General features: G+C 63.3%; 29 protein-coding genes. 17 read left to right on the forward strand and 12 right to left on the reverse strand.

From position 1 onward, the window contains the following. Window positions 1-162: 162 nt before the first annotated feature. From NLY33_RS12810 to clpS, 4 genes are all read left to right on the forward strand, one after another. A complete protein-coding gene (locus NLY33_RS12810; protein ID WP_023705925.1) occupies window positions 163-465 on the forward strand; it encodes a hypothetical protein in 303 nt (100 codons plus the stop codon). A 39-nt stretch (window positions 466-504) separates the two neighbouring features. Next, the gene (locus NLY33_RS12815) at window positions 505-735 is read left to right on the forward strand and encodes a hypothetical protein (RefSeq protein WP_023670004.1); all 231 of its coding nucleotides are present in this window, start codon (window positions 505-507) and stop codon (window positions 733-735) included. 154 nt (window positions 736-889) lie between these two features. Then, a complete protein-coding gene (locus NLY33_RS12820; RefSeq protein ID WP_023705924.1) occupies window positions 890-1,237 on the forward strand; it encodes a hypothetical protein in 348 nt (115 codons plus the stop codon). Window positions 1,238-1,370: 133 nt separating this feature from the next. Beyond that, window positions 1,371-1,676 (forward strand): ATP-dependent Clp protease adapter ClpS, encoded by a 306-nt coding sequence (gene clpS / locus NLY33_RS12825; RefSeq protein ID WP_023705923.1) that lies wholly within the window; start codon window positions 1,371-1,373, stop codon window positions 1,674-1,676. 44 nt (window positions 1,677-1,720) lie between these two features. On the opposite strand, the gene NLY33_RS12830 is transcribed toward clpS, so the two are convergent. Genes NLY33_RS12830 through NLY33_RS12845 form a run of 4 tightly spaced genes read right to left on the reverse strand, consistent with a single transcriptional unit; the run spans window position 1,721 to window position 8,550 of the window. Continuing rightward, the gene (locus NLY33_RS12830; protein ID WP_023705922.1) at window positions 1,721-3,805 is read right to left on the reverse strand and encodes a membrane protein; all 2,085 of its coding nucleotides are present in this window, start codon (window positions 3,803-3,805) and stop codon (window positions 1,721-1,723) included. A 4-nt stretch (window positions 3,806-3,809) separates the two neighbouring features. Continuing rightward, on the reverse strand, window positions 3,810-6,635 hold the full coding sequence (locus NLY33_RS12835; protein ID WP_023701553.1) for a DUF4159 domain-containing protein: 2,826 nt from the start codon (window positions 6,633-6,635) through the stop codon (window positions 3,810-3,812). Continuing rightward, window positions 6,632-7,546 (reverse strand): DUF58 domain-containing protein, encoded by a 915-nt coding sequence (locus tag NLY33_RS12840; RefSeq protein WP_023695816.1) that lies wholly within the window; start codon window positions 7,544-7,546, stop codon window positions 6,632-6,634. The genes NLY33_RS12835 and NLY33_RS12840 overlap by 4 nt, the downstream gene beginning before the upstream one ends. Further along, entirely contained in the window at window positions 7,546-8,550 is a 1,005-nt protein-coding gene (locus tag NLY33_RS12845) for an AAA family ATPase (protein ID WP_023705921.1), read from the reverse strand. The genes NLY33_RS12840 and NLY33_RS12845 overlap by 1 nt, the downstream gene beginning before the upstream one ends. Window positions 8,551-8,694: 144 nt before the next feature. Here NLY33_RS12845 and NLY33_RS12850 point away from each other — a divergent pair, with 144 nt between their 5' ends. Genes NLY33_RS12850 through NLY33_RS12860 form a run of 3 tightly spaced genes read left to right on the forward strand, consistent with a single transcriptional unit; the run spans window position 8,695 to window position 11,224 of the window. Beyond that, window positions 8,695-9,324 (forward strand): DUF1285 domain-containing protein, encoded by a 630-nt coding sequence (locus NLY33_RS12850; RefSeq protein ID WP_023686147.1) that lies wholly within the window; start codon window positions 8,695-8,697, stop codon window positions 9,322-9,324. Continuing rightward, the gene (locus NLY33_RS12855) at window positions 9,324-9,956 is read left to right on the forward strand and encodes a CoA pyrophosphatase (RefSeq protein WP_023705920.1); all 633 of its coding nucleotides are present in this window, start codon (window positions 9,324-9,326) and stop codon (window positions 9,954-9,956) included. Before NLY33_RS12850 ends, NLY33_RS12855 begins: the two co-directional genes overlap by 1 nt. Beyond that, window positions 9,953-11,224 carry a CCA tRNA nucleotidyltransferase gene (locus NLY33_RS12860; RefSeq protein ID WP_031195887.1) on the forward strand — a complete coding sequence of 424 codons (1,272 nt, stop codon included), beginning with the start codon at window positions 9,953-9,955 and terminating at the stop codon, window positions 11,222-11,224. The genes NLY33_RS12855 and NLY33_RS12860 overlap by 4 nt, the downstream gene beginning before the upstream one ends. A 6-nt stretch (window positions 11,225-11,230) precedes the next feature. Here NLY33_RS12860 and NLY33_RS12865 read toward each other — a convergent pair whose 3' ends face one another. From NLY33_RS12865 to hemF, 3 genes are all read right to left on the reverse strand, one after another. Continuing rightward, on the reverse strand, window positions 11,231-11,416 hold the full coding sequence (locus NLY33_RS12865) for a DUF1059 domain-containing protein (protein ID WP_023670013.1): 186 nt from the start codon (window positions 11,414-11,416) through the stop codon (window positions 11,231-11,233). 230 nt (window positions 11,417-11,646) lie between these two features. Continuing rightward, window positions 11,647-11,907, reverse strand: coding sequence for a DUF1344 domain-containing protein (locus NLY33_RS12870; RefSeq protein WP_023705918.1), 261 nt, complete (start codon window positions 11,905-11,907; stop codon window positions 11,647-11,649). Window positions 11,908-12,145: 238 nt separating this feature from the next. Beyond that, on the reverse strand, window positions 12,146-13,060 hold the full coding sequence (gene hemF / locus NLY33_RS12875; RefSeq protein ID WP_023695814.1) for an oxygen-dependent coproporphyrinogen oxidase: 915 nt from the start codon (window positions 13,058-13,060) through the stop codon (window positions 12,146-12,148). A gap of 275 nt (window positions 13,061-13,335) precedes the next feature. On the opposite strand from hemF, the gene NLY33_RS12880 reads away from it, so the two are divergent. Next, the gene (locus NLY33_RS12880) at window positions 13,336-13,593 is read left to right on the forward strand and encodes a hypothetical protein (protein ID WP_023683688.1); all 258 of its coding nucleotides are present in this window, start codon (window positions 13,336-13,338) and stop codon (window positions 13,591-13,593) included. Here the strand turns inward: NLY33_RS12880 and soxR are convergent. Together soxR and NLY33_RS12890 are read right to left on the reverse strand one after the other, a co-directional pair. Further along, window positions 13,590-14,036 carry a redox-sensitive transcriptional activator SoxR gene (soxR, locus tag NLY33_RS12885; RefSeq protein WP_023691595.1) on the reverse strand — a complete coding sequence of 149 codons (447 nt, stop codon included), beginning with the start codon at window positions 14,034-14,036 and terminating at the stop codon, window positions 13,590-13,592. The two genes, NLY33_RS12880 and soxR, sit on opposite strands and share 4 nt — an antisense overlap. A 145-nt stretch (window positions 14,037-14,181) precedes the next feature. Beyond that, window positions 14,182-14,640, reverse strand: coding sequence for a tRNA (cytidine(34)-2'-O)-methyltransferase (locus NLY33_RS12890; RefSeq protein ID WP_023705917.1), 459 nt, complete (start codon window positions 14,638-14,640; stop codon window positions 14,182-14,184). Between the two features lie 445 nt (window positions 14,641-15,085). Here NLY33_RS12890 and NLY33_RS12895 point away from each other — a divergent pair, with 445 nt between their 5' ends. Genes NLY33_RS12895 through NLY33_RS12915 form a run of 5 tightly spaced genes read left to right on the forward strand, consistent with a single transcriptional unit; the run spans window position 15,086 to window position 20,100 of the window. Further along, window positions 15,086-15,493: a hypothetical protein gene (locus NLY33_RS12895; RefSeq protein WP_023705916.1), complete on the forward strand. Its 408-nt coding sequence runs from the start codon at window positions 15,086-15,088 to the stop codon at window positions 15,491-15,493. Between the two features lie 27 nt (window positions 15,494-15,520). Continuing rightward, entirely contained in the window at window positions 15,521-17,416 is a 1,896-nt protein-coding gene (locus tag NLY33_RS12900; RefSeq protein ID WP_023705915.1) for an ABC transporter ATP-binding protein, read from the forward strand. Window positions 17,417-17,426: 10 nt separating this feature from the next. After that, window positions 17,427-19,310, forward strand: coding sequence for an ABC transporter ATP-binding protein (locus NLY33_RS12905; protein WP_023705914.1), 1,884 nt, complete (start codon window positions 17,427-17,429; stop codon window positions 19,308-19,310). Window positions 19,311-19,313: 3 nt separating this feature from the next. Beyond that, entirely contained in the window at window positions 19,314-19,790 is a 477-nt protein-coding gene (locus NLY33_RS12910) for a GNAT family N-acetyltransferase (protein WP_023691590.1), read from the forward strand. A 1-nt stretch (window position 19,791) separates the two neighbouring features. After that, a complete protein-coding gene (locus tag NLY33_RS12915) occupies window positions 19,792-20,100 on the forward strand; it encodes a DUF6665 family protein (RefSeq protein WP_023691589.1) in 309 nt (102 codons plus the stop codon). 20 nt (window positions 20,101-20,120) lie between these two features. Here the strand turns inward: NLY33_RS12915 and NLY33_RS12920 are convergent, their stop codons facing one another. The 3 genes from NLY33_RS12920 to NLY33_RS12930 are packed head-to-tail and all read right to left on the reverse strand — an operon-like array spanning window position 20,121 to window position 21,168. Next, on the reverse strand, window positions 20,121-20,465 hold the full coding sequence (locus NLY33_RS12920; RefSeq protein ID WP_023683696.1) for a cupin domain-containing protein: 345 nt from the start codon (window positions 20,463-20,465) through the stop codon (window positions 20,121-20,123). 5 nt (window positions 20,466-20,470) lie between these two features. After that, entirely contained in the window at window positions 20,471-20,893 is a 423-nt protein-coding gene (locus tag NLY33_RS12925; protein ID WP_023691588.1) for a type II toxin-antitoxin system VapC family toxin, read from the reverse strand. After that, entirely contained in the window at window positions 20,893-21,168 is a 276-nt protein-coding gene (locus tag NLY33_RS12930; protein WP_023701566.1) for a type II toxin-antitoxin system Phd/YefM family antitoxin, read from the reverse strand. The genes NLY33_RS12925 and NLY33_RS12930 overlap by 1 nt, the downstream gene beginning before the upstream one ends. A 259-nt stretch (window positions 21,169-21,427) precedes the next feature. On the opposite strand from NLY33_RS12930, the gene petA reads away from it, so the two are divergent. The 4 genes from petA to NLY33_RS12950 all read left to right on the forward strand — a co-directional run bounded on the left by petA (window position 21,428) and on the right by NLY33_RS12950 (window position 25,576). Next, window positions 21,428-21,988, forward strand: a complete 561-nt coding sequence (petA, locus tag NLY33_RS12935; protein WP_023670027.1) for a ubiquinol-cytochrome c reductase iron-sulfur subunit — start codon at window positions 21,428-21,430, stop codon at window positions 21,986-21,988. A gap of 16 nt (window positions 21,989-22,004) precedes the next feature. Beyond that, window positions 22,005-23,348 (forward strand): cytochrome b, encoded by a 1,344-nt coding sequence (locus tag NLY33_RS12940; protein ID WP_023683697.1) that lies wholly within the window; start codon window positions 22,005-22,007, stop codon window positions 23,346-23,348. 23 nt (window positions 23,349-23,371) lie between these two features. Beyond that, window positions 23,372-24,244, forward strand: coding sequence for a cytochrome c1 (locus NLY33_RS12945; protein ID WP_023670029.1), 873 nt, complete (start codon window positions 23,372-23,374; stop codon window positions 24,242-24,244). A 186-nt stretch (window positions 24,245-24,430) separates the two neighbouring features. After that, on the forward strand, window positions 24,431-25,576 hold the full coding sequence (locus NLY33_RS12950; RefSeq protein WP_023705913.1) for an alpha-hydroxy acid oxidase: 1,146 nt from the start codon (window positions 24,431-24,433) through the stop codon (window positions 25,574-25,576). Window positions 25,577-25,578: the final 2 nt, after the last annotated feature.

Consider the following 25,578-nt stretch of genomic DNA (forward strand, 5'->3'; position numbering starts at 1 on the left):
CAGCGGCGATGATCGCCCGCAAAGCCGATTTGCCAGAAACAATCCAGAAACAAAATTCTATAGTCCGGAAAAACTCCCGAAAAAAATCAAGGGCATAAAGGGTGCCGTGGCGGTCAGGACATCGGCTGCGACGCGAAGTCTCCGGAGTAACGGACATTACCGATGCACAGGTTCACGATCAGCTTGATGGGTGCGCTGCTCAGCATTCCGCTCGTCACAGCCGCGATCGGAGCCACAACCGCAAAGGTGACGCCGATCACAAGGAGCGAGCGCTGCATCGATCTCAATCGCCAGGTAGACGAAGCCCTCGAAACCCATGCCGCGGCAACGCAGGTCACCGCGGCGAAAGCACTGCAAAGAAAGGGAAACCGGTTCTGCGCCAACAAGAAACAGGCACAGGGTATCCGGATGCTCGCGAACGCTTTGAAGCTGCTTGGAGTGACACCGATCGACCCGGTTCAGTGACACTCGAAACTCGACCCGCACAAAGAAGGAAATGAAGCCATGAAAAAGTCCATCCTCTCCGCCACCGGTCTCGCCGTCGCTCTCGCTTTCGCAATGCCGGCTCTGGGCAATGCCGCTGCCACCACGACCGCTGCTCCGGCTGCTTCCACGACCACCGCTCCGGCGACCACGACCGCCAAGCCCCCGGTGAAGAAGGTCGTCGCCAAGAAGCCCGTCAAGAAGCACAAGAAGGCGAAGAAGGTCGTCAAGACGGACGCCCCGAAGGCCTGATCCAGACAGCCAACAGGCTTGTCTGTAACAAGGCCGCTCCAGCACCCCCCGGCTGGAGCGGCCTTGTCGTGTGAGAGCATGATTACCCGTTGATGGGTGCCGGCCACCCAGGACTTTAACCCGTTTGCAATGCCGGTCCGGTAGGACAGCCCGCATGAAGAAGCGGCTTTCATCCATTCTGCGCTCGATGGCCATCGGCGGCCTTGTGGCCTCGGCCATGGTCAGGGTGCTGATCCAGTTCACCGCCAGCCCGGTGCCCGATCCGGTGAGCGGGCGCACGGAGCCGTCGCTGTTTGCACCGGCAATCTCCAGCAGCTGGCAATACATCACACCATGGCAAAGCCTGCTGCTGACCGTGATCACCGGCGCGGCGCTGGCCTGCTTCTTCGGCTGGCTCGCGGTCGCCTGGGTCGAATACAAGGCGGCCGGATCAAGGCCCGATGCGGCATCCAGCGCACGGCAATTCCAGGCTCGTCGCGTCGCCGACCGCCAGGGCCGTTGAACCGCAGCGCACAGTTCCTAAATTTGTGAACGGCAGCACTTCCGGGAAGCCGGTTTGGCGCGCCGATCAAAATGGACGACGGCTTTCCCCCATGACAAAGTGAGAGCGACCCCTCGCGCGATACCGGTTCCCGATGCCTGAAATCAGCTCCAAACCCCGGACCAAGACCAAGCCGCAGACCGAGCGACCGAAGCTCTACAAGGTCATCCTCATCAATGACGATTTTACGCCGCGCGAATTCGTGGTGACGGTGCTGAAGGGCGAGTTCAAGCTCAGCGAAGACCAGGCGAACCGGGTGATGATCACCGCGCACCGGCTCGGCGTTTGCGTCGTTGCCGTCTTCACCAGGGATGTCGCCGAGACCAAGGCGACACGGGCTACCGATGCCGGCAAGGCCAAGGGCTACCCGCTGCTGTTTACGACGGAGCCGGAGGAGTAGGTTGAGCGTCTTTCTCCCCGTATAGTGACGGGGAGAAGGGATCCTTACCTTCCCTCCCGGTACCACATCGCGCCCATGGCCAGCAGCAGCAGGCAAAGGCCGAGGAAGCCGCCGAACAGGGGTACGCGCGAGACGGCTTTGAGCACGCTGTCGTCGGTGCTGCGCAGGCCGATCCAGTCTGCGCCCGAGGCCGCACCGGAGGCGCGGACCGGGACGATGGAGGGCAGGGCGACACTGCCGGTGAGCTGGCCAAGGGTGGAGGAGGCCGCCAGCCGGCGCACGCTGCCGCCGGTGGCCTCAGTCGGAGCCTTCAACCGGTCCTCGGTAGAGACGACGTCGGAGAATTCCGGCGCGTTGACCGGGCCGACATGGGCGAGTGCGGTCAGGTCACCATTGCCGATCTGGTAGAGGCCGATCTCCTTGGTCTCGATGCTGCCCTGGAAAACGCCGGGTTCGGACTTCTCCAGCTTGACGATCAGCGCCTTGCCCGAAGGGGTGATCACCTGCGCCGGGCCGGGATCGTCGCTCATCGTCTGGCGGCGGATTTCCAGCATCATGCCGCGGCCGTCGGCGGTCAGCCGCTCTTCCTCGAGTTCAGGTTCCTTCATCAGCCAGTGGGCGATGCGGCGGTAAAGCTGGACATGCGGCCCGCCACCCTCGAAGCCGCGCGCCCATAGCCAGCCCTGATCGGACAGAAGCATGCCGACGCGGCCTTCGCCCTTATGATCGAGCAGAAGCAGCGGGCGGTTGTCGGCGCCCTTCATCACCACTTCGCCTTCGGGGTTCTGCACGCCGATGGTGCGGAACCAGCGGCTCCAGCGCGGCGGCTCGGTCGCCGAGCCGTCGAGGCCGCGCGTCACCGGATGGCGCTGGCCGAGATCGGTGAGGCGCGGATAGAAGGCCTTGTCGATGACTTCGCCGGTCGGCATTGCCGGCAGCGACGACATTAGCGGGGTGCGGGCAATCGAGGCGTCGCCGGCATATTCTGGCCCGGCAGCGATCAGCAGCGCGCCGCCTTTTTCGACGTATTCGGAGATGTAGTCGTAATAGAGGATCGGCAGCACGTCGCGGTGCTGGTAGCGGTCGAAGATGATGAGATCGAAATCCTTGATCTTCTCGACGAACAACTCGCGGGTCGGGAAGGCGATCAGCGACAGTTCGTTGATCGGCGTGCCATCCTGCTTTTCCGGCGGCCGCAAAATGGTGAAATGGACGAGATCGACCGAGGCGTCGGATTTCAGCAGATTGCGCCACGTGCGCTCGCCGGCATGCGGTTCGCCGGAAACCAAAAGCACGCGCAAGTTCTCGCGGATGCCGTCGATCAGCGCGATGGCGCGGTTGTTGGCGTCGGTCAGTTCACCCGGCTCGCGGTCGATGGAGAGTTCGACGATGTTGCGGCCGGCGCCGGGGATGGTCACCTGCAGCGGCATCGCTTGGCCGATGGTCGCCTCTTCGACCGCGACCTGCTCGCCATTGACCGAGACGCGGACGTCGACCGGGCCGGTTTCGCCGTCGGTGGCGATGACGCGGTAGGTCATGTCGAGCGGCTTGCCGACGAGGCCGAAGCGCGGCGCGTTCTCGAAGCGGATGCGGCGGTCCTTCTCGTGCTCGTTGCCGGTGATCAGCGCGTGCAGCGGCGCATTGAAGTCGGGGGCGGCCGGTGCGTCATGCACCTCGCCATCGGTGATCATGATGGCGCCACCGATGCGCGAGGGCGGCACGTCGCGGAAGGCGCCTTCAAGCGCTGCAAAAAGCTTGGTCTCGGTGCGCTCGTCGGCGGCTTCCGACTTGCCGGCCTCGACGACGCGGACGTCGAACTGCTTGAAGCGGCCAAGGCGCTGCTGCAAACCGGTAAGCGCTTCGTCGGTCTGTTTGGTCCGGTCGCCGATATCCTGGCTCTGGCTGCGGTCGACGATGACGGCAACGACGCTCTTCAGCGCCTCGCGCTCCTCATCGAGGAAGACCGGATTGAGGAGTGCTGCGCCCAGCGCAATCAGCGCCGCGAAGCGGAAGATCGCGCCGCGCTGGCGAAACCACAAGCCGACAGCCGCCAGCACCAGCAGCGGTGCGAGCACCAAAGCCAGCAAGGGCCAGGACAGCAGCGGTTCGAAGGAAACCGACCAGTTCATAGGCTTACTGCCCCAGCCGTTCGAGCAGGATCGGCACGTGCACCTGGTCGGATTTGTAGTTGCCGGTCAGCATGTACATCATGATGTTGACGCCGGCGCGCAGCGCATAGATGCGCTGCATCGGATCCGATGGCACGGTCGGCAAAAGCGGGTCACCATTCTCGTCGACGGCCCAGGCGCCGGCAAAATCATTGGCGGTGATCAGGATCGGCGAGACGCCGTCGCCGACGCGTACCGGCCGATTCTCGGCATTGCTGGCCTCGAGCGAGGCTTCCACCCAGAGCGGGCTGCCGGAGAAGCGGCCGGGAAATTCGGGCAGGATGAAGAAGGATTTGGTCAGCACATGGTCGGCGGGCACCGGCTCCAGCGGCGGCACGTTGAGATTGCCGAGAATGTCGCGCAACCGTTCCGTCGCCGGGCTCGCCGAATCCGCACCGATGCCGTTGGCGAACTGGTCGCGCGTGTCGAACAGCACCGTGCCGCCCTGCTGCATATAGGCGTCGATGCGGGCGATCGCGGCTTGGCTCGGCATCGGCGCGGAGGGGTCGATCGGCCAGTAGATCAGCGGATAGAAGGAAAGCTCGTCCTTCGAGATATCGACGCCCGCCGGCGCGCCCGGCTCGAGCGCGGTCTTCTCGATCAGGAAGCGGGTCAGGCCTTCGAGCCCGGCGCGGCTGATCGAATCGTCACCGGGCACACCGGTCAGCACATAGGCGATGCGGGTCTTGGCAATATCCTCGATAGCCGCGGCATCGCCGGGCTTGGCATCGTCGGCGCGGGCGAGGTCGGCATGGCCAAACAGCATGCCGAGGCCAAGCAGCAGCGCAGCCGTCGTTGCCGCAGCCGAGCGGGCGCGGCGCGGCCGGCGCGAGATCAGCCCGCCCATCCAGAACACCGCCAGCGTGTCGAGTAGCATAAGCACAAGTGCCGCTGTGACCAGCGATCCCTTGAGGTCGCGCGATTCATCGAAAGCGTACTGGATATTGGTCACCGGCACTGTGAATTGCGGGCGCACCAGCGGCGCGAAGGCGGTGGCCGGGTCGAGCAGATTGTGGGCGAAAACGCCGGTTTCCGAGCCATAGAGGCCGGGCGGGTTCTCGAACGTCACCGGCAGCGAGCCGGCGCCGGGGACCAGCGGTCGTGCGTCCGGCGTCGGCGGCACCAAAGTGCCGTCGGCGGCTATCATGCGATAAGGCGCCAGCGACGTAGCAGCGGCTTCAGCGTTGGCGACCGCCGCACCCTGGTTGCGCGACAGCTGCACAATGCGCCGCAGCATCTCGACGAAGCTGCCGGAGATCGGCAGCGTCGACCATGTCGCTTCCGGGGTGATGTGGAACAGAACCAGCGTGCCCTTGCCCTTCTTCAACCCGGTCACCAGCGGGGTGCCATCGGCAAGGGTTGCCCAGGTGCGTTCGACGATGTCCGGCGTCGGTTCGGCCAACACCTGCCGGCTCACCGTGATCTCGGCCGGCGGTGCGAGGTCGGCGAACGGGCCGTTCTTCGGGAATTCGGTCACCGCTTGCGGCGTCGTCCATGACAGCGCGCCGCCAAGCGAGCGCTCGCCGGTGCGCAGCCTGACCGGCAACAGATCATCGTCATTGCCGGCGGCGGCCAGCCGCGAACCGGCAAAGCGCACCAGCGTGCCGCCATTGTCGACCCAGTCGACCAGCCGCTGATGGACCTGCGGCGGAATGGTACCGATATCGGCCATGACGATCATCGCCGGCTTCTGGTCGAGAAGCTGCGGGATGGCGTCGGCGAGATCGACGCTCGACGGTTCGACCAGATCGGCGAAAGGCTGCAGCGCGCGCCTGATGTAATAGAGCGGCGACAGGAGCGGCTGCGCCTGGTCGGCCTCGGCCTGCGATAAAAGTCCGACGCGGCGGCGCTTGGAGCTTTCGTCGAGCACGCGCACCGCACCTGCCTGGCGTTCGCCGTCGAGCGCGATCGAGGCGAAGTCGTTGCGCAGTTCGAACGGCACCGCCATCGTGCCGGTGGCGGTGGTCTCACCCGGCGCGAAGGTCAGCGTCGCGTCGGCGATGCGGCGGCCCTTATCGTCGAAGGCGCCGGCGGTGACTTGGGCCGGCGCCGGATCGCCGGGCGCGCGGATGGCGGTCAGGGCGAAGCCGTCGACCTGATTTTCGGCGCCAGTGAGCCCAGTCAGCGCCAGCCGGTCGGAATTGGCCCAGACGACACGGGCGGCGCTTTTCGACAGCAGGGTGTTGAAGGCGGCCTCGTCGCCCTTTGCCGCAAGGCCGTCGGTGAGAACGGCAACGCTGGCGCCGGGCAAGGTTTCCAGCACGCCGGCGACGCGGGCATAGACAGCGGGTCGGTCGGTCGGGATCGGCCTCGGCTTGGCGGCGCGCAGCCGGTCGAGGGCAGCCGCCCCATCGAAGGGGCCGATCTCGGCGTTCGGCTTTTCGGCGGTGAAGGCGATGACGACCGGTACGCCGTTCGAACCGGCATCGGCGATCAGCCGCTGGGCGGTGGCGACGCGCTTGCCCCAGTCGGCGGCACTCGCCCAGTCATTGTCGATGACGAGTGCCAGGGCGGCGCCCTCGGCCGGCAATTTTTCGCGCGGATTGAAAACGGGTTCGGCTAATGCCGCGACGACAAGGGCTGCCATCAACAGCCGCAGCAGCGTCAGCCACCACGGGCTCTGCTGCGGCGTTTCCTCGCGCTTCAGCACGCGAGCGAGGATCTTCAGCGGCGGAAACATTTCGGACTGCGGCTTGGGCGGTGTGAGCCTGAGCAGCCACCAGATCACCGGCAGCGCCAGCAGGCCCCACAACACCATGGGAGCGCCAAAGGAGAGCGGCAGCCAGCTCATGCGCCGGCCCTTCCCACGAATGCGCCATCGGCGGTCATCGCCATGTGGATGCGCACCAGCGCCTCGGAAGCGAGGCGGTCGGTGTGGTTGACGGTATAGCTCCAGCCGAGGCGCTTGCACCAGCTGGCCAGCTCCTGGCGGCGGGCGGTGTAGAGCAGGCGATATTCGTCGCCGAGCATTTCGGCGCGGCCGGCGGTCAGCTTGTCGCCGGTCTCGGGATCGGTGAATTCGGTGCGGCCGGCATAAGGAAAGGTCTCCTCCGCCGGATCGGCAACCTCGATCAGATGCGCACGCACGCCATGCCGCGCCAGCACATCGAGCCATTCCATGGTCTCCTCGACCGGGTCGAGGAAATCGCTCACGACGACGATGTCGCAGAAGCGGCGGATGGCGGACAGGTCAGGCTTTGCTGGCAGGTCCGCGGCGTGCATCAATTGCGCTGCGATGCGCTCGGCGCCGTTGCGGGCGGTGAACGGATCTGTCAGGCCGGGCCATGCGATGCGCTCGCCGCTCCGCGACAAAAGTTCGGCCATGGCCAGCGCCAGCACCAGCGCGCGCGATTCCTTGGAAACGCTGGCGCCAGTCGATTTGTAGAGCATGGAGGGCGAGGGGTCGGCCCAAAGCCACACCGTGTGGGCTGCTTCCCATTCGCGGTCGCGCACATAGGTGTGGTCGTCCCGGGCCGAACGGCGCCAGTCGATGCGCGAGGAATCGCCTTCGACATAGGGGCGGAACTGCCAGAAATTCTCGCCGATGCCGCGCTTGCGGCGGCCATGCCAGCCGGCAATTACCGTATTGACGATACGGCGCGCCTCGACCAGCAGGTCCGGCACCAGCGAAGCCCGCAACCGGCCCCTGGCGAGCGCGTCGCGCGTCGCTGCCGGTGCCTGGACTTCGCCGATACGCGCCATCAGATTCCTTTGGCCAGTTTCGCCACCACGTCACGCACGGTCGTGCCCTCGGCGCGCGCGGCAAAGGTCAGCGCCATGCGGTGCTGCAGCACTGGTTCGGCCAGCGCGCGGATATCGTCGACCGACGGCGCCAGCCGCCCGTCATAAAGCGCGCGCGCACGGGCGCACAGCGTCAGCGCCTGGCTGGCGCGCGGGCCGGGACCCCAGGCGACATGCTTGTCGGTCTCGGCATTGCCCTGGCCGGGACGCGCCGAACGCACCAGTTTGAGGATGGCGTCGACGACGCTTTCGGGCACCGGCATACGGCGGATCAGCGTCTGGATTTCCCTCAGCCGCGCCGGCTGCAGCACGTTTTGCGCCTTGGCGTCCTCGATGCCGGTGGTCTCCAGCAGAATGCGCCGCTCGGCCTCGATTTCGGGATAAAGGATGTCGACCTGCATCAGGAAGCGGTCGAGCTGCGCTTCGGGCAGGGGATAGGTGCCTTCCTGCTCCAGCGGGTTTTGCGTCGCCAGTACATGGAAGGGCGCGGGCAGGTCGTGGCGAATGCCGGCGATGGTGACGTGATATTCCTGCATCGCCTGCAGCAGCGCCGACTGGGTGCGCGGCGAGGCGCGGTTGATCTCGTCGGCCATCAGCAATTGCGCGAAGATCGGGCCGGAGATGAAGCGGAAGGAGCGCCTGCCGGCCTCGTCCTGCTCCATCACCTCTGAGCCGAGAATGTCCGACGGCATCAGGTCGGGTGTGAACTGGATGCGGCGCGAATCGAGGCCGAGCACGACACCGAGCGTTTCGACCAGCTTGGTCTTGGCAAGGCCGGGCACGCCGACCAGCAGCGCATGGCCGCCGGCAAGCAGCGCCACCAGCGTGCGCTCGACCACCACTTCCTGGCCGAAAATGACGCGGCCGACGCCGTCGCGCACCCTGGAAATATCGGCCAGCGCCGTCTCGGCCTGGGCGATCATGTCCTTTTCGCTGATTGGGCTTTCCTTGACCATTACGCTCATGCCGCATCGATCCTTGTGCTGGAAGTACCGGCTTGCACTGTAGTGCCTTAGAATGCCGCGATTCGGCTTCGCCTGGCGCCTACGAATGAATTTAAATCACAGCCTTAGGCTGACAAGCGGAACAACAGTGACTATTTCGTGACCATGACGGAACGCTCCGAACATCGCGAGCACAGCCTTACTGCCGCAACCGAGGCGCGCGGTCTCGAAGCGTTGATCTCGCGTGCGGCTCGCGCCGGCAAGGGCGCGGCGCCGGTGGAGCGCTGGAATCCCGACTTTTGCGGCGATCTAGACATGGAGATCAAACAAGACGGAACGTGGTTCTATCTCGGCACGCCGATCGGCCGCATGCCGCTGGTGCAGCTGTTTTCCAGCGTGCTGCGCAAGGACGAGGATGGCAGGACCTATCTGGTGACGCCGGTCGAACGGGTCGGCATCCGCGTCGTGGACGCGCCTTTCATCGCGGTTGAAATGGATGTTTCCGGCGCCGGCGCCGAGCAGACCATCACTTTCCGCACCAATGTCGGCGATGTCGTCGAGGCCGGGCCTGGCCATCCGCTGCGCTTCGTCGACGAGAACGAGACCGGCGGCCTGAAACCCTATGTGCTGGTGCGCGGGCGGCTGGAAGCGCTGGTGGCGCGGCCGGTGATGTACGAACTGGTCGAGCATGGCGAGGAGATCGATATCGGCGGCAAGACGATGTTTGCCGTGCGCTCGAAAGGCGAAATCTATCCGATCATGCCGGCGGAAAAACTGAAGCGGCTGAGCGCATGATGGATCAGGTGAGGCCGCCGCCGTTTTCCACAGCGGATTTTCGCGCGCGGGTCGCGGCGCAAGCTGAAGTCCATGCCGGCGACGATTATGGCGATCATCGCTTCAACCCCGGCCATCCACGGTTGACGCAGCTCAAAGCGCTGCGCGACGCCGCGGTGCTGATCCCGGTCGTCGATCATGGACGCGATGCGACCGTGCTTTTGACCAAGCGGGCGGAAAAACTGCGCAGCCATTCCGGGCAGGTGGCTTTTCCCGGCGGCACCATTGATCCCACCGATGCGACCCCGGAAGCAGCGGCCTTGCGCGAAACCTTCGAGGAGATCGGGCTCGGCCAGGACCGCATCGAGATCATCGGCCGCATGCCCGATTATGTCGCCGGCAGCGGCTATCGCATCGCCCCGGTGCTGGCGATCGTCGAGCCCGGTTTTACGCTGTCGCTCAATTCCGACGAGGTCGACGCCGCCTTCGAAGTGCCGCTTTCGTTCCTGATGGATCCGGCCAACCACACCAGGGACAGCCGCATGTGGAACGACCTGGAATGGTTCTTCTACGATATGCCCTATGGCGGCCAGCGCATCTGGGGCGTCACTGCCGGCATCATCCGCACGCTCTATGAAAGGCTCTATGCTTGAGTGATCCGATATCGCTGGCGGGCAAGGCCGACTGGCTGGGTGAAAAGCATCTGCAGCGGCTGCTTGCCGTGCTGGCGCAAGGCGGCGAGGAAGCTCGCATCGCGGGCGGCGCGGTGCGCAATGCACTGATTGGGCAGCCGGTCGCCGATATCGACGTTGCTACCACTTGCCTGCCCGAGGAAACCGTTCGCCGCGCCGAGGCGGCGGGCTTCAAGGCGGTGCCGACCGGCATCGAGCACGGCACGATCACGGTGATTGCCGGCGGCGCGCCCTATGAGGTCACAACGCTGCGCGCCGACATCGAGACCGATGGCCGCCGCGCCAAAGTGTCGTTCGGCCGCGACTGGAAGGCCGACGCCGAACGGCGCGATTTCACCATCAACGCGCTCTATGCGGAGGCTGACGGGACGGTGGTCGACCTGGTTGGCGGCGTCGGCGATATCGAGGCACGAAGGCTGCGCTTCATTGGCGATGCCGAGCAGCGGATCCGCGAAGACTATCTGCGCATCCTGCGTTTCTTCCGCTTTTTCGCCTGGTATGGCGAGGGTCGGCCCGATGCCGAGGGATTGAAGGCCTGCGCCCGGCTCAAGGACGGTCTCGCCCATCTCTCGGCCGAACGCATCTGGTCCGAGCTGAAGAAGTTGTTATCGGCCCCAGATCCGTCGCGCGCCTTGCTGTGGATGCGCCAGGCCGGCGTGCTCACCAGCGCCCTGCCGGAAAGCGAGAAATGGGGCATCGATGCCATTCATGGGCTGACCAAGACAGAAAAGGATCTGGGCTGGGCGCCGGACCCGCTGCTCAGGCTGGAGGCGATCGTGCCGCCCGATGCGGCGAGGATGAAGACACTGGCCGAGCGGCTGAAACTTTCGACCACTGAGGCGGAGCGCCTGCGCCACTGGGCGCTGACGGCTGCCGTCGAGCCCAAGACAAGCGAAGCGGAACTGGCCAAGAAACTCTATTCCGGCGAGCGCCAGGGTTTTCTCGATCGCGTGCGGCTGTCGCTGGCGTCGGCGCGAGCGCGGGCTCTCGAGGACAATGACGCGCTGGTTCAGGCCGGCGGGTTTTCGCGCCTGCTCGCTTTTGCGCTGAAATGGGAAAAACCGGTGTTCCCAGTCAAGGGCGGCGATCTGACGGCGCTTGGCGCGTCGCCGGGGCCAATACTCGGTGCGATCCTGAAAAACCTGGAAAAGGAATGGATCGGGTCCGGCTTTGCGCTCGATCGCGACGCGCTGCTGGAGCGCGCCGCGGAAGCCTTGAAGGCCAGATAGGACTGCTCAGGCCGCGTCGCGAACTTTCTCGATGCGCGAGCGGATCGCCTCGATCATCGTCTCGCGAATGACCGTTTCGCCATGTGTCTCGCGCATATGGTCGACGGCGCGGCGCATGACCTCGGCTTCCTCACCGGCACGCGTGTGCCACTCACAGCCGGGAACCAGCGAGCCGCAATGGAATTCCTTCATGGGATTTTCTCCTTTCCTCCTTGGAGCCTGTGCCTCTCATGGGCACACGAAGCTCCGCCATCTCTGTTCCGCGCCCTGTCACAGCAGTCGGTTTCGGGGGCACGCACGGGGGAGCTAGCATAACACGGTTCGACCATTTTGGTTGCCGTGGTGCGAAAAAGGCGGAGCAGCGCTGCTCCGCCTCTCTTGTCAGGCTAAGCCAAAGGCGAGACCGTTCGGTCTTGTCCCGGTCACTTCACGATCTTGACGGACTCGGCAACCTTGTTCTTGCCGCTCATGTCCCAGGAAACGCGGACCTTTTCGCCGGCCTTCAGGCCAGGATCCTTGAAGGTCTTGGGCAGCGTAAAGGTCGATCCATCGTCCAGAACGAGGCTCATGGCCGTGCCATCATAGGTCTTGACCGTGCCCGTGGTGTGCTTGACCGCGGCAGAGGCAATCGAGCCGGAAGCGAGAAGGGCAGCGGCGGCTGCCGAAACAATGAGCTTTCGCATGTAATACTCCTGGAAATGCGGGCATCCGTTTGGAAAATGCTCCGCCTTGTTCAGGGCCGTCCGGTAGCGTCGTGTCGCGGTTCGGGACTGAACCGCCGGCGCTTCCCGGCCCGAAACGACAAATAGTCGTTTTATTTCAATCACCTATTAGACGAAAAAGATAATGGCGATGCCACATTGGCTGCCCAGATTCGGCGAATGGGACGTCAATGCGGCTCACGTTTCGCTCACCGATTTTTTAAGGCCACCTGACCTCCGGCGGCAGGCTGGACAGGATCGAAGCGACATTGCCGCCGGTCTTCAGGCCGAAGATGGTGCCGCGATCGTGAAGAAGGTTGAATTCGACGTAACGGCCGCGGCGAATGAGCTGCTCGTCGCGGTCGTCGTCGGTCCAGTTCTCGTTGAAATGGGCGCGAACCAGGTGTCCGTAGACGACAAGGAAAGAACGCCCGACATCCTGGACGAAGTTCAAATCGGCATTCCAGCCGCCTTTCTCCTCCCCCGAATGCAGCCAGTCGAAAAAGATGCCGCCGACGCCGCGCGGCTCGTGGCGGTGCGGCAGATAGAAATACTCGTCGCACCAGGCCTTGAATTTGGGGTGGTCGGCGATCGCAGCGTTCTTCTCGCAGGCGAACTGCATGGCTCGATGGAAGGCGACCGTGTCGGGGTGATCTTCCGTGCGGTTGCGGTCGAGCACCGGCGTCAGATCGGCGCCGCCGCCAAACCAGTGGCGCGACGTCACGACCATGCGGGTGTTCATGTGCACCGCCGGCACGTTGGGGTTCCAGGGATGCGCGATCAACGAAATGCCTGATGCCCAGAAGCTCGGGTCTTCCTCGGCGCCGGGCATCTGCTTCCTGAATTCGGGCGAGAATTCGCCATAGACGGTCGAAGTATGGACGCCGACCTTCTCGAAGACGCGGCCGCGCATCATCGCCATGGCGCCGCCGCCGCCCTTTCCATTGTCGCGTTCCCACGGCGTCTTCTCGAAGCTGCCGGGCGACCATTCGGCCAGTGGTCCCTGCAGTTCCTGTTCGATCTGCTCGAAGGTTGTGCAAATGCGCTCGCGCAGCGTCTCGAACCAGAGCCTAGCCTTCATTTTCTTCTGTTCGATGTCGGGTGGCAGGCCTGCCGGTATTTCTGGTCGTTCCAAAATGCTGTCTCCGGTCGCGGCCGACAAAGGACCTAGTGGAGTGAATTTGACATTTGCACACAGCGTGGCGCAGGGCACGATGCAAATGTCAAATTCGAAAACTCCACCAGAAACATAAACTTGCTAGTGGTCCTTGTGATTCCAACATTCGCAACGGCGCCTGGGGATTAGGGAGGCGAATGTTGGAATCGGACCACTAGCCTTTTCCGGGCGCGATCCCTAATCTCTTAGGGGCAAGGGTCAAGTGTCATCTGGTTCGGCCCAGGAGTTCTTTCATGCGCACGCCGGCAAGACCGCCGCTGCATGGCCTGAAGAAAAGGCTCGATCGTTCACGCGCCGAGCGCGAGCGCATGCCGCGTGACGGGTTTTTGCGCGAGACCTTCGTCCTGCCGCGCCCGGATGCGCGGCTCAAGGCCAAGGAATGGTTCGAGCGTTTTCCCAAGCAGGCCTACTGGACCGAGATCGAAAGCTGGTTCGAGCGGCCGGGCGACGTAATCGAATTCACCATACGGCGGCTGCCCGCGGCGGATTAGGATTCCACAAGCAGTCGCCTTGCGCCCGGCCCTTGCGCACTCAAGCGATCTTCCCTGTTTCGCAGCGGGCATTTGTCGATCGACATGCAGCCGCAGCCGATGCAGTCGGTAAGGCCGTCGCGCAGCTTCTTTAGCTGAGTGATCTTGCGATCGAGGTCGTCGCGCCAGCCGGTCGACAACAGGTTCCAGTCCTCGCGCGTCGGGGTACGGCCTTCTGGCAGCGATTCAAGTGCGGCGCCGATCTCGGCCAGCGAGATGCCGACCTCCTGGGCGATCCGGATGATCGCCACCCGCCGCAGCACGTCGCGGCCATAGCGCCGCTGGTTGCCCGACGTGCGGTGGCTGCGGATCAGCCCGCGCGCCTCGTAGAAATGCAGCGCCGACACCGCCACGCCGCTGCGCATGGCCAACTGGCCGACCGTCAATTCCTTTACCGGAGCCATCTCGATTTTCCGCTTGACCTCAACTTAAGTTGAGCTTGTAGCCAGGAAATGTCGATGGGCAATTGAGGAGAAGGCGATGTGCGCCTGGGTGAGAATGATGCAAGACGCAAGGGCCGTTGGCGATGACGACAACGCGTTGAAGGTTCTAGCCGAGTTGCCGGATGGCTTCACCGGCGACCATGGCGACGGACAGCGCGACGTTGATGCTGCGCGTGCCCGGCTGCATCGGGATCGTCAGCCGCGCATCCGCCGCCTGATGGACAGGATCCGGCACGCCGGCGGATTCGCGGCCGAACAGCAGGATGTCGCCTTGGGCGAAGCTGAAGCCCGTATAGGGGGTCGCGGCTTTGGTGGTGAGCAGCACCAGCCGGCAGGCTTGGCCCTTGCGCCAATCCTCGAAGGCGTTCCAGTCGACATGCCGGGTCAGGGCAGCCATTTCGAGGTAGTCCATCCCGGCGCGCTTGAGCGCTTTGTCGGAGAGCGGAAAGCCGGCTGGTTCGATAATGTCGACGCCAACGCCGAGGCAGGCGGCGAAGCGCAGGATTGTTCCGGTGTTGCCGGCGATGTCAGGCTGGTAGAGGGCGATGCGGAGACGGTGGTTCATTTCCGCGTCTTTCTAATAAGTGGCAGATCGGCCACAGCGGGTGGCTGGTTTTGGAAATTGCTGGACCTGCGGGTGGCCATTTTCTGCGAAGTCGATTATACCGCACGCATTGTCAACCCGAACCGATGGAGGGGTATTTCATGATGACCATGCACATCCAGCGCCCCTCCCGTGGGCTTACCTGCCTGCTGGCGGTTTCGGTACGACGATTTACCTGATCTCTTAGATCTGATCGCACCGATTCCCGCCGAACCCAATTTTCGGCTCTCGAAGGAATCCTGCGATGTTTTTCAAACGGTCAAAGGGGCCAAGCGCCCCAGCTGAGCATGTCGCGACCGAGGCCTATCGTCGTGTCCCGACGGATGCAATCCGTGCTTCCGGCCGAAGGCCGGCGCACGACATTGCTTCGCCTTTTTATGTCTATTTTCACACGGAGGACGGACCGATGTTCGATCCCTATAAGATACCTGGTTCAAGAAGCCTGCACGAACGCAAGACGGCGACCTGGGCGTTGCTAGTCGGCGAGACCTATTCGTCGGCGGTTCATGCCGAGACGCGCCGGCGTCCGCATCGCGGCATGTTGCCGGATGTCGATTTCTCGCGTGCGGTTCCCGACCACAGCCGGCCGTCGCTGGTGCGCCGGATCATCCGGCTGATCCGGCCGGGCGCGAAAAACCGGACTGGCGGCGGCGTGCCGTCAGCTCAGTCGAAGGCTTCTGTCGGTGAAAAGCCCGCAAGTCCCTATATTGCGCGAAGCAGGACCGATGGCCCGGGTGATTCCGGGCCGTCAGTCCCCGCCGACGTACGGTCTGGGGACGCGGAGCGCCCCGGGGATTTTTCCCGCGCCGCATGAGCGGACAACAGTTTTGTGAGCATCACTATGTTTAGCTGGTTTGAAAGAAGGCTCGATCCGTTCCCCGCAGCGGAACCGGTCGAGCCGCCGAAGACGCTGGTTGCCTTCTGCGTGCATTATACGCGCGGCGCCTGGCCATACATCATCGTCGACGCGGTGCTGGTGACGGCGATTGCCATCGCGGAAGTGTGGATGTTCGGCTTCATGGGCCACATCGTCGACTGGCTGTCCGGGCAGAACCGCGAAACCTTCCTGCAGACCGAGAGCTGGAAGCTTGCCGGCATGGCCTTCGTCGTGCTGTTCGCGCTGCCGGGTACGGTATGGCTGCATTCTTTGCTCAACCAGCAGACGCTGATGGGCAACTACCCCATGCGCATCCGATGGCAGGTGCATCGTTATCTCTTGAAGCAGTCGATGAGCTTCTACCAGGACGAATTTGCCGGCCGCATCGCCACCAAGCTGATGCAGACGGCACTCGCCGTGCGCGAATGCGTCATCAAGGTGATCGAGGTGCTCAATTACGTCATCGTCTATTTCCTCGGCATGCTGTTCATCGTCGGCTCGGCCGACTTGCGGCTGGCGGCACCTCTCGGCGTCTGGCTGCTCGGCTATATCGGGTTGTTGCGCTATATCATCCCGAAGCTGGGCAAGGTCGGCGAGGCGCAGGCCAATGCGCGCTCGACGATGACCGGCCGCGTCGTCGACAGCTACACCAACATCCAGACGGTCAAGTTGTTTTCCCATGCACGGCGCGAAGCAACGTTCGCCAAAGAAGGCATGGCAGGCTTCCTCGACACGGTCTACCGGTCGATGCGGCTGGTGACGGTGCTTTACGGGCTGCTCTATATCCTCAACGCGCTGCTCCTGTTTTCGGTGACGGCGCTGGCGCTGTGGCTGTGGCTCGGCCAGGCGGTGACGATCGGCGCCGTCGCCGTGGTCATCGGCCTCGTGCTCCGTATGTGGGGCATGTCGCAGTGGATCATGTGGGAAATGTCGAGCCTGTTCGAGAACATCGGCACGGTGCAAGACGGCATCGCCTCGATCTCGCTGCCGCGCCTGGTCGAAGACCGGCCGGGGGCGAAGGACATTGCCGTCACCAAGGGCGAGATCCGCTTCGACGACATTCGTTTCCACTATGGCAAGCAGAAGGGCGTCATCGAGAACCTGTCGCTGACGGTGAAGCCCGGCGAGAAAGTCGGCATTGTCGGGCGCTCGGGTGCGGGCAAGTCGACGCTGGTCAATCTCCTGTTGCGGTTCTACGACCTCGAGAACGGCCGGATCCTGATCGACGGCCAGGAGATCGCTTCGGTGACGCAGGATTCGCTGCGCGCGCAGATCGGCATGGTGACGCAGGACACTTCGCTGCTGCATCGTTCGGTGCGCGACAACATCCTTTACGGGCGGCCCGATGCGACGGAGGAAATGCTTGTCGAGGCAGCCGGGCGGGCCGAGGCGCTGGAGTTTATCGGCAGGCTTTCGGATCACACCGGACGTAAAGGGCTCGATGCTCATGTCGGCGACCGCGGCGTCAAATTGTCCGGCGGCCAGCGGCAACGCATCGCCATTGCTCGCGTTATGTTGAAGGACGCACCGATACTTATCCTTGACGAAGCGACGTCGGCGCTGGATTCCGAAGCCGAGGCCGCCATCCAGGAGAATCTCTACAAGCTCATGCAAGGCAAGACCGTCATCGCCATTGCGCACCGGCTGTCGACCATCGCGGCGATGGACAGGCTCGTCGTCCTCGACAAGGGCCGTGTCATCGAGGAAGGGTCGCACGAGGAACTCGTTGCCAGCGGCGGGCTCTACGCGCAGCTCTGGCAGCGCCAGTCGGGGGGGTTCCTGCTCGACGACGGTCCGGTCGATGCCGCCAATGACGCCGTTGCCAACGACATCGGCGTGAAGGGTGAAGCCGCAGAGTGATGACGTCAGCATGATGACAGCCGTCTATCGCTGGTTCGAGGACTGGGTCTATCCGTTCAGGGAGCCGGCGGACCTTCGGCCACCGCCAAGCGTCGGCGGCTTCCTCTGGCACTATGTCGGCCAGGCGAAGTTCGCCTTCTTCGCCATGCTGGTCATCGGCGGCATCGCGCCGCTGATCGAGGCCGGGCTTTTCTACTTCGTCGGGCGGCTGGTCGATATTCTCGACCAGCTTCCCGGTGAACGCAGCTGGGACGCGCTGTGGACCGCCGCCGGGCCTGAGCTTGTTTTCATGATCGCAGTGGTGCTGGTCATCCGCACCGTCGTCGTCGGCCTGTCGGCGCTGGTCAACGAACAGACGATCACGCCGGGCTTCTACAATCTGGTGCGCTGGCAGGCGCACCGGCATGTGTCGCGGCAGTCCTACACCTTCTTCCAGAACGATTTCGCCGGCCGTATCGCGACAAAAGTCTGGCAGGCCGGGCAGGCGACCGGCGACCTGATGGAGAGCTTCATCGAGGTCATCTGGTTCATGCTCATCTATACGGTGACGACCTTGGCGCTGGTCGCCGGGCTGGATCTGCGCCTGGCCGTGCTGGTGGTGATCTGGATCCTCGCGTTCGCCTGGCTGGCCAAGCTCTATCTGCCCTCGATCCGCAGGCATGCCGAGGCCACGGCTGAAGCTGGCTCGATGATCAATGGGCGCATCATCGATTCCTATTCCAACGTGCAGACGCTGAAGCTATTCTCGGCCGACGGCGACGACCGCTACATCAAGAACGGCTTCGACATCTATCTCGATGCACTACGGCCCTTCACCCGCCGGCTGACCGGCGTGCGCATGGCGCTGACGACGCTGTCGGGCATCATGATCACCGCGATTGGCTGCTTTGCCGTCTATCTCTGGGTCGAAGGGTCGATCACCGTCGGCGCCGTCGCGTTCACGCTGTCGCTGGTCTTGCGGCTCAACATGCTGCTCGGGCGCGTGATGATGCAGCTCAACGGCATATTGCGAAATCTCGGCGTCCTGGAAAACTCCAAGGCGCTGATCTCGCAGCCGCTTGGCCTTGTCGATGCGCCGGATGCGAAAGAGCTTGTCGTCGCCGGCGGCCGCATCGAGGTGAAGAATGTCGAGTTCCACTACGGCAAGGGTTTTGGCGTGCTGAATGGCATCGACCTTGTGGTCAAGCCTGGCGAGAAGGTCGGGCTGGTCGGGCCGTCGGGCGCGGGCAAGACGACGCTCGCCAACCTCATCTTGCGCCTCTACGACCTCGAGAGCGGCAAAATCCTGATCGACGGGCAAGACGTCGCCGAGGTGACGCAGAACTCGCTGCGCGCCAATATCGGCGTGGTCAGCCAGGACACGGCGCTGTTCCACCGCTCGCTGCGCGACAACATCAAGCTCGGCATGCCGGACGCGACCGAGGCCGAGGTGATCGCGGCGGCGAAGAAGGCCGAGGCGCACGAGTTCATATTGGGCCTGCGCGACAACCGGGACCGTACCGGCTACGAGGCTTTTGTCGGCGAGCGCGGCGTGAAACTGTCGGGCGGCCAGCGCCAGCGCGTCGCGATCGCCCGCGTCTTCCTCAAGGATGCGCCGATCCTGATCCTCGACGAGGCGACCTCGGCGCTCGATTCCGACATCGAGGCGGCGATCCAGGAGAATCTGGCCAGGCTGATGGAGAACAAGACGGTCATCGCCATAGCGCACCGGCTGTCGACCATCGCCGCGCTCGACCGTCTTGTGGTGCTGGACGGAGGCCGCATCGTCGAACAGGGCACGCATGACGAGCTGGTGGCGCTCGACGGGCTCTATGCGCGGCTGTGGAAGCGGCAGTCCGGCGGCTTCCTCTACCACGAGGAAAGCGTGCTGGAAGAGACACGGCCGGCGGAGTAGGGCATGGCAGCGTCGCCTGATATCGGCTACGTCCTCAAGCGGCTACGGCCAACCGCGCCGGCCTTCGATGCGCTGAAGGAGGAGAGCCGGCTGGAAGGCTACTGGATGCTGGTGCGGCTGGCGGATGGCTGGGCGGGCGGCCGCAACAAGTTCCTGAAACGAGGCGAGGCGCTGTTTGGTGCATGGCATGGCCGAGAACTCGCTGGTGTGTGCGGGTTGAACATCGATCCTTATTTCGAAGGCAGGGACCACGGCCGGGTCAGGCACCTGTTCGTCAGCGCGCGTCATCGCCGCAGCGGCATTGGCCGCATGCTGGTCGAGACCGTCATTGACAGGGCACGTCAGCATTTTGCCGTGCTGAACACCCGCGCGCCACAAGAAGCCTTTGGGTTCTATGAACGGCTTGGCTTCCAGCCGGTGGTGGGCGAAGAATTCGTCACGCACCGCATGATGCTCTCTCAAGACAGAAAAGGAGGCTGAGATGTCACTGCGTCCGCCATCCCTAGGCGCCTCGGCTGCCGAAGCCGCGTTCGACGCCCTCGGCCATGAGATACTGGCTGAAAAGGCCGCAGCGCTCGGCCGTGCCGGCCAACGGGTCGAGGAAACGCTGGCCAAGCTCCGTCAGAACAACGACGACGAGGAGCAGCGACTGCGGCTGCTCAAGGAGGCTGCCGCAGCGGTGCACGCCTATTTCATCCAGCGTGAACTCTGCGGCCTGCGCCGGCATGAGTCGGTCATCCGCGAATACGATATCCCAAGGGCCGTGCTGGTCAGGCTCGGTGCAAGCTAGAGGTCATCAGCCGGCAACAATCATTCCAGCCATTCGGTGATGAAGCTGCCGTTTTCGTGGATGTCGGTCGTTTCGAGCGGGCCTGGGCCGAGATTGGTGAATTTGTGCGGCGTATCAGGCGGCACGATCAGGATCTGGCCGGCCGTGGCCTCGATCTGCTGGTCGCCGATCGTGAACAGGCCGGTGCCTTGCCGGATGATGAAGATTTCACAATAGGGATGCGTGTGCAGGCGCGGGCCGCCGCCAATCTCTTCCTGATAGTTGAAAATCAGGCAGGAGTTGGAGTCGTAGGCGCCGCATTGCAGTTCGCCCTGCCAGCGGCCGGGCGTCCTGGTCCAGGTCTCGCGGTCGATGATGTGTGCCATAGCCTCTAACCCTTCGTCGGTATCCAGGGGTTGAAAAGCTTCACGCCGGTGCCTTCAAAATCCTTGGTGTTGCGGGTCACGACTGTCAAGTTTTTGACGAGCGCGGTAGCGGCTATGAGGGCGTCGCGCTCCGGCTTTGGATCGGGAACGTGAAGGTTTGCGCAACGCACGACAACAGCCTTGTCTATGCTCAATATCCGGTCGTCAAACTGTGGAATGAGTGTCTGATCCAACCACTCACGGTACATGGTGGCCTGGCGAGTATCCTTCCTCGACAAGAGCAATGTTCCGATTTCGAGTTCCAGGATCGAAATGACCGACATGAAAAAGCTGGCGATGTCGTGGGTCTCTGACCAGGCCAAAACGTTGCGATCGGCCTTGTCCCGACGACGCAGATTCGAAACGACATTGGTGTCAAGAATGAACATCAGTCGAGTTCGGGAATCTTGAAAAACGGTCCTTCCAGGCGAGGTGGTTCCCAGTCGAAATCTGCTTCGGGGCGATCATCGGCAATCGCGTCCGCGAGGCTTCTCGGCTTCTTCTCTAAACGCTGATATTCCTCCATCGACATCAGCACATGGGAGGGCTTGCCGCGGTCGGTAATGATGACCGGCCCGTTCTTGGCTGCCCGTTTGGCATGCGCCGTGTCCTGGTTGAATTCACGGCTCGACATGATGGTTATCGTCTTCGTCGAGATATTCATATCAACACCTCCATCCGGAAGATGTAGACATATTGCTACATTCGGCCAAGCTCGTCAAATTTCTCTTCGTGCGGAACGCCCGCGACAATCTGCCCTTGTGGCCTCAGCCCGCTGGACAAAAACGGGCTTCACGCATAAACCGAAATCCAAATGCCGGAGGAATTCGCTAGCTTGTTCGCCATGCGCTGTCGGGCCGGCGCGATGGAGCGGGGACAAAGCTCGGCCGCCGGCTCGGAAGAGGCGAAAGGATCAGGCACCCGTGAGCGCAACCGACACCCAGGATCCCAACCGTCGTGATTTTCTCTACGTCGCCACCGGCATGGCCGCAGTGGTTGGCGCAGGCGCCGTTGCCTGGCCCTTCATCGACCAGATGCGCCCTGATGCCTCGACGCTGGCGCTGGCCTCGGTCGAGGTTGATGTCGCCTCGCTGACGCCTGGCATGTCGCTGATCGTCAAATGGCGCGGCAAGCCGGTCGTGGTGCGCAATCGCACCGAGCAGGAGATGAAGGACGGCGAAGCCGTGAACCTTGCCGATCTCAAGGATCCTATTGCCCGCAACGCCAATCTGCCCGCCGATGCGCCGGCGACCGATGCCAACCGCACCACGCCCGGCAAGGAAGCCTGGATGGTGATGGTGCAAGTCTGCACGCATCTGGGGTGCATTCCGCTTGGCCAGGAAGGCGATTTCGGCGGCTGGTTCTGCCCGTGCCACGGTTCGGTGTACGATACCGCCGGCCGCATCCGCAAAGGCCCGGCGCCGGAAAACATGGCCGTGCCGGTATTCAAGTTCATTTCCGATACCAAAATCCTTATCGGTTGAGGCAGGGGATAATTCGATGAGCGAGGGACACTCGACCTATACGCCCAAGACCGGTATCGAACGCTGGTTCGACGCCCGCATGCCGCTGCCGCGCATGATCTATGACAGCTTCATCGCTTATCCGGTGCCGCGCAACCTCAACTATGCGTGGACCTTCGGCGGCATCCTCACGATCATGCTGGTGGCGCAGATCCTGACCGGTATCGTGCTCGCCATGCACTATACCGCCGACACCAATCTCGCCTTCAATTCGGTCGAGAAGATCATGCGCGACGTCAATTCCGGTTGGCTGTTGCGCTACATGCATTCCAACGGCGCCTCGTTCTTCTTCGTCGCCGTCTACATCCACATCTTCCGCGGGCTTTATTACGGCTCCTACAAGGCGCCGCGCGAGCTGCTGTGGATCCTCGGCTGCATCATCTATCTGCTGATGATGGCGACCGGCTTCATGGGCTATGTGCTGCCCTGGGGTCAGATGAGCTTCTGGGGCGCCACCGTCATCACCGGCTTCTTCAGCGCCATTCCGCTGGTCGGAAACTGGATCCAGGAACTGCTGCTCGGCGGTTTCGCCGTCGACAACCCGACGCTCAACCGCTTCTTTGCGCTGCACTATTTGCTGCCGTTCATGATCGCCGGCGTCGTCGTGCTGCACGTCTGGGCGCTGCATGTGGTCGGCCAGTCGAACCCGACCGGCATCGAGGTGAAATCGAAAACCGACACCGTTGCCTTTACGCCCTATGCGACCATCAAGGATGCATTCGGCATGATCGTGTTCCTGTTCTTCTTCGCCTATTTCGTCTTCTACCTGCCGAACTTTCTCGGCCATCCGGACAATTACACGATCGCCAACCCGCTGAAGACGCCGGCCCACATCGTGCCGGAATGGTACTTCCTGCCGTTCTACGCGATCCTGCGCGCGATCACCTTCAACATCGGGCCGATCAACTCCAAGCTCGGTGGCGTGCTGTGCATGTTCGGCGCCATCGTCATGCTGTTCCTGGTGCCGTGGCTCGACACCTCCAAGGTGCGCTCGGCGGTCTACCGGCCCTGGTACAAGCTGTTCTTCTGGCTGTTCGTCGCCGACGCTGTCCTGCTTGGCTGGCTTGGCTCGCAGCCGGCGGAAGGCGGCGGTCTGTTGACCCTCCTGATAGGTGAGGTCTCGGGCAACTACGTTGGCTACGCTCAAGCGGCGACACTGTTCTACTTCGCCTTCTTCCTCGTCATCCTGCCGGTGCTTGGCCTGATCGAGACGCCACGCAGACTGCCGAATTCGATCACCGAGGCGGTGCTGGAGAAGAACAAGGGTGCCGGAGGGGGACATCCGGCCGGTGCGACCGCGGCGCCGGAAACCAAAGGCTGAGTGAGAATCTAAGGGGATTTGGCATGAAAAAGATTCTCACCTCGCTCGCCCTGCTAGGCGTGTTTGCCGCTGGCATCGGAGCCGTCGGCAGTGTGGCGATCGCCGCTGAAGAGGCGCACAACGCGGCGGCACCGACGCATTTCCCGATCCACGAGCCGAAGGAGATGGACTGGACTTTTGCCGGTCCGTTCGGCACCTACGACAAGGCGCAGCTGCAGCGTGGCTTGAAGGTCTACAAGGAAGTCTGCTCGGCCTGCCACTCGATGAATCTGGTGGCGTTCCGCACGCTGGAGGACCTCGGCTATTCGGAAGCGCAGATCAAGTCGCTGTCGGCCGAGTACACCATCCATGATGGACCCAACGATGCCGGCGACATGTTCGACCGGCCGGGCAAGCCGTCAGACCATTTCCCGGCGCCGTTCGCCAATGAGGAGGCGGCTGCCGCTTCCAACGGCGGCGCTGCCCCACCGGATATGTCGCTGCTGGCCAAGGCGCGCGGCGTCGAGCGCGGCTTCCCGCGCTTCGTCTTCGACATTTTCACGCAATATGCGCAGGGCGGCCCGGACTACATCCATTCGCTGCTGACCGGCTACGACGAGACGCCACCTGCCGGCATGGTGATCCCCGAAGGCACCCACTATAATCCATACTTCATGTCCGGCGTGTCGCTGAAGATGCCCAAGCCGCTCTCCGACGGCCAGGTGACCTACGATGACGGTTCGCCGCAGACGATCGACCAGTATTCGCGCGACGTCTCGGCGTTCCTGATGTGGGCGGCCGAGCCGCATATGGAAGACCGCAAGAAGACCGGCTTCCGCGTGCTGGTGTTTCTGCTTCTGTTCGGGGCGCTGATGTATCTGACCAAGCGCAAGGTGTGGGAAGGCGTGGCGCACTAAGCCGCATCTTATTCCTCGGAAATGGAAAGGGCGTCTTCGGACGCCCTTTTTGCTTGCCAAACCGGACATGGTTCGCATCTTGGCGCAGCAGCCGTCCAGTAAGAAGTCCGTTGGCACGCCGCCATGCGATTGGTATTGCACGCGCGCCCGGCGGATCGCCGGCTAAAGGGGCATTTGGGATCGATGATGCGGCTACGCGACTGTCACAACTTTTCCGATTTCCGGCGCATGGCCCAGCAGCGGTTGCCTGGGCCAATCTTCAACTACATCGATGGCGCGGCCGACGACGAGGTCACCTATCGCCGCAACACCGAGAGCTTCGAGCGCTGCGACCTCGTTCCCAACGTGCTGCGCGGGGTAAGCGAGATCGACATGTCGGTGACGGTGATGGGCCAGAAGCTGGCCATGCCCGTCTATTGCTCGCCGACCGCCTTGCAGCGGCTGTTCCATCATCAAGGCGAGCGCGCGGTGGCCAAGGCTTCGGCCAAATTCGGCACGATGTTCGGCGTGTCCTCGCTCGGCACCGTCAGTCTTGAGGAAGCGCGCAAGATCAGCAGCAGCCCGCAGGTCTACCAGTTCTATTTCCACCGGGATCGCGGCCTCAACCGGGCGATGATGCAACGGGCGAAAGCGGTTGGCGTCGAAGTGATGATGCTGACCGTCGACAGCATCACCGGAGGCAACCGCGAGCGCGACAAGCGCACCGGCTTTGCCATCCCCTTCAAGCTCAACCTTTCCGGCATGCTGCAGTTCGCGCTGAAGCCGGGATGGGCGATCAACTATTTCACCCATGAGGGGTTCAAGCTGCCGCAGCTCGACGAGCATGTCGACATGGGCGGCGGCACGATGTCGATCAGCCGCTACTTCACCGAGATGCTCGATCCGTCGATGACCTGGGACGATGTTGCCGAGATGGTCAGACTGTGGGGAGGTCCGTTCTGTCTCAAGGGCGTCATGTCGGTGGAGGATGCCAAGCGCGCCGTCGAGATCGGCTGCAGCGGCATTGTGCTGTCCAACCATGGCGGCCGGCAGCTGGACGGCTCGCGGGCGGCGTTCGACCAACTGGCCGAGATCGTCGATGCCGTCGGCGACAGAATAGACGTCATCATGGATGGCGGCGTGCAGCGCGGCACCCATGTGCTGAAGGCCCTGTCGCTTGGCGCCAAGGCTGTTGGCGTCGGCCGCTATTATCTGTTCCCGCTGGCGGCGGCCGGCCAGCCGGGCGTAGAGCGGGCGCTGGAGCAGATGCGGGTCGAGATCGAGCGCGGCATGAAGCTGATGGGCTGCAGTTCGATCGAACAATTGTCGCGCAACAACCTCCGTTTCAGGTAATC

This window comes from Mesorhizobium sp. C432A (assembly GCF_030323145.1).
In the GTDB taxonomy this organism is placed as follows: Bacteria; Pseudomonadota; Alphaproteobacteria; order Rhizobiales; family Rhizobiaceae; genus Mesorhizobium.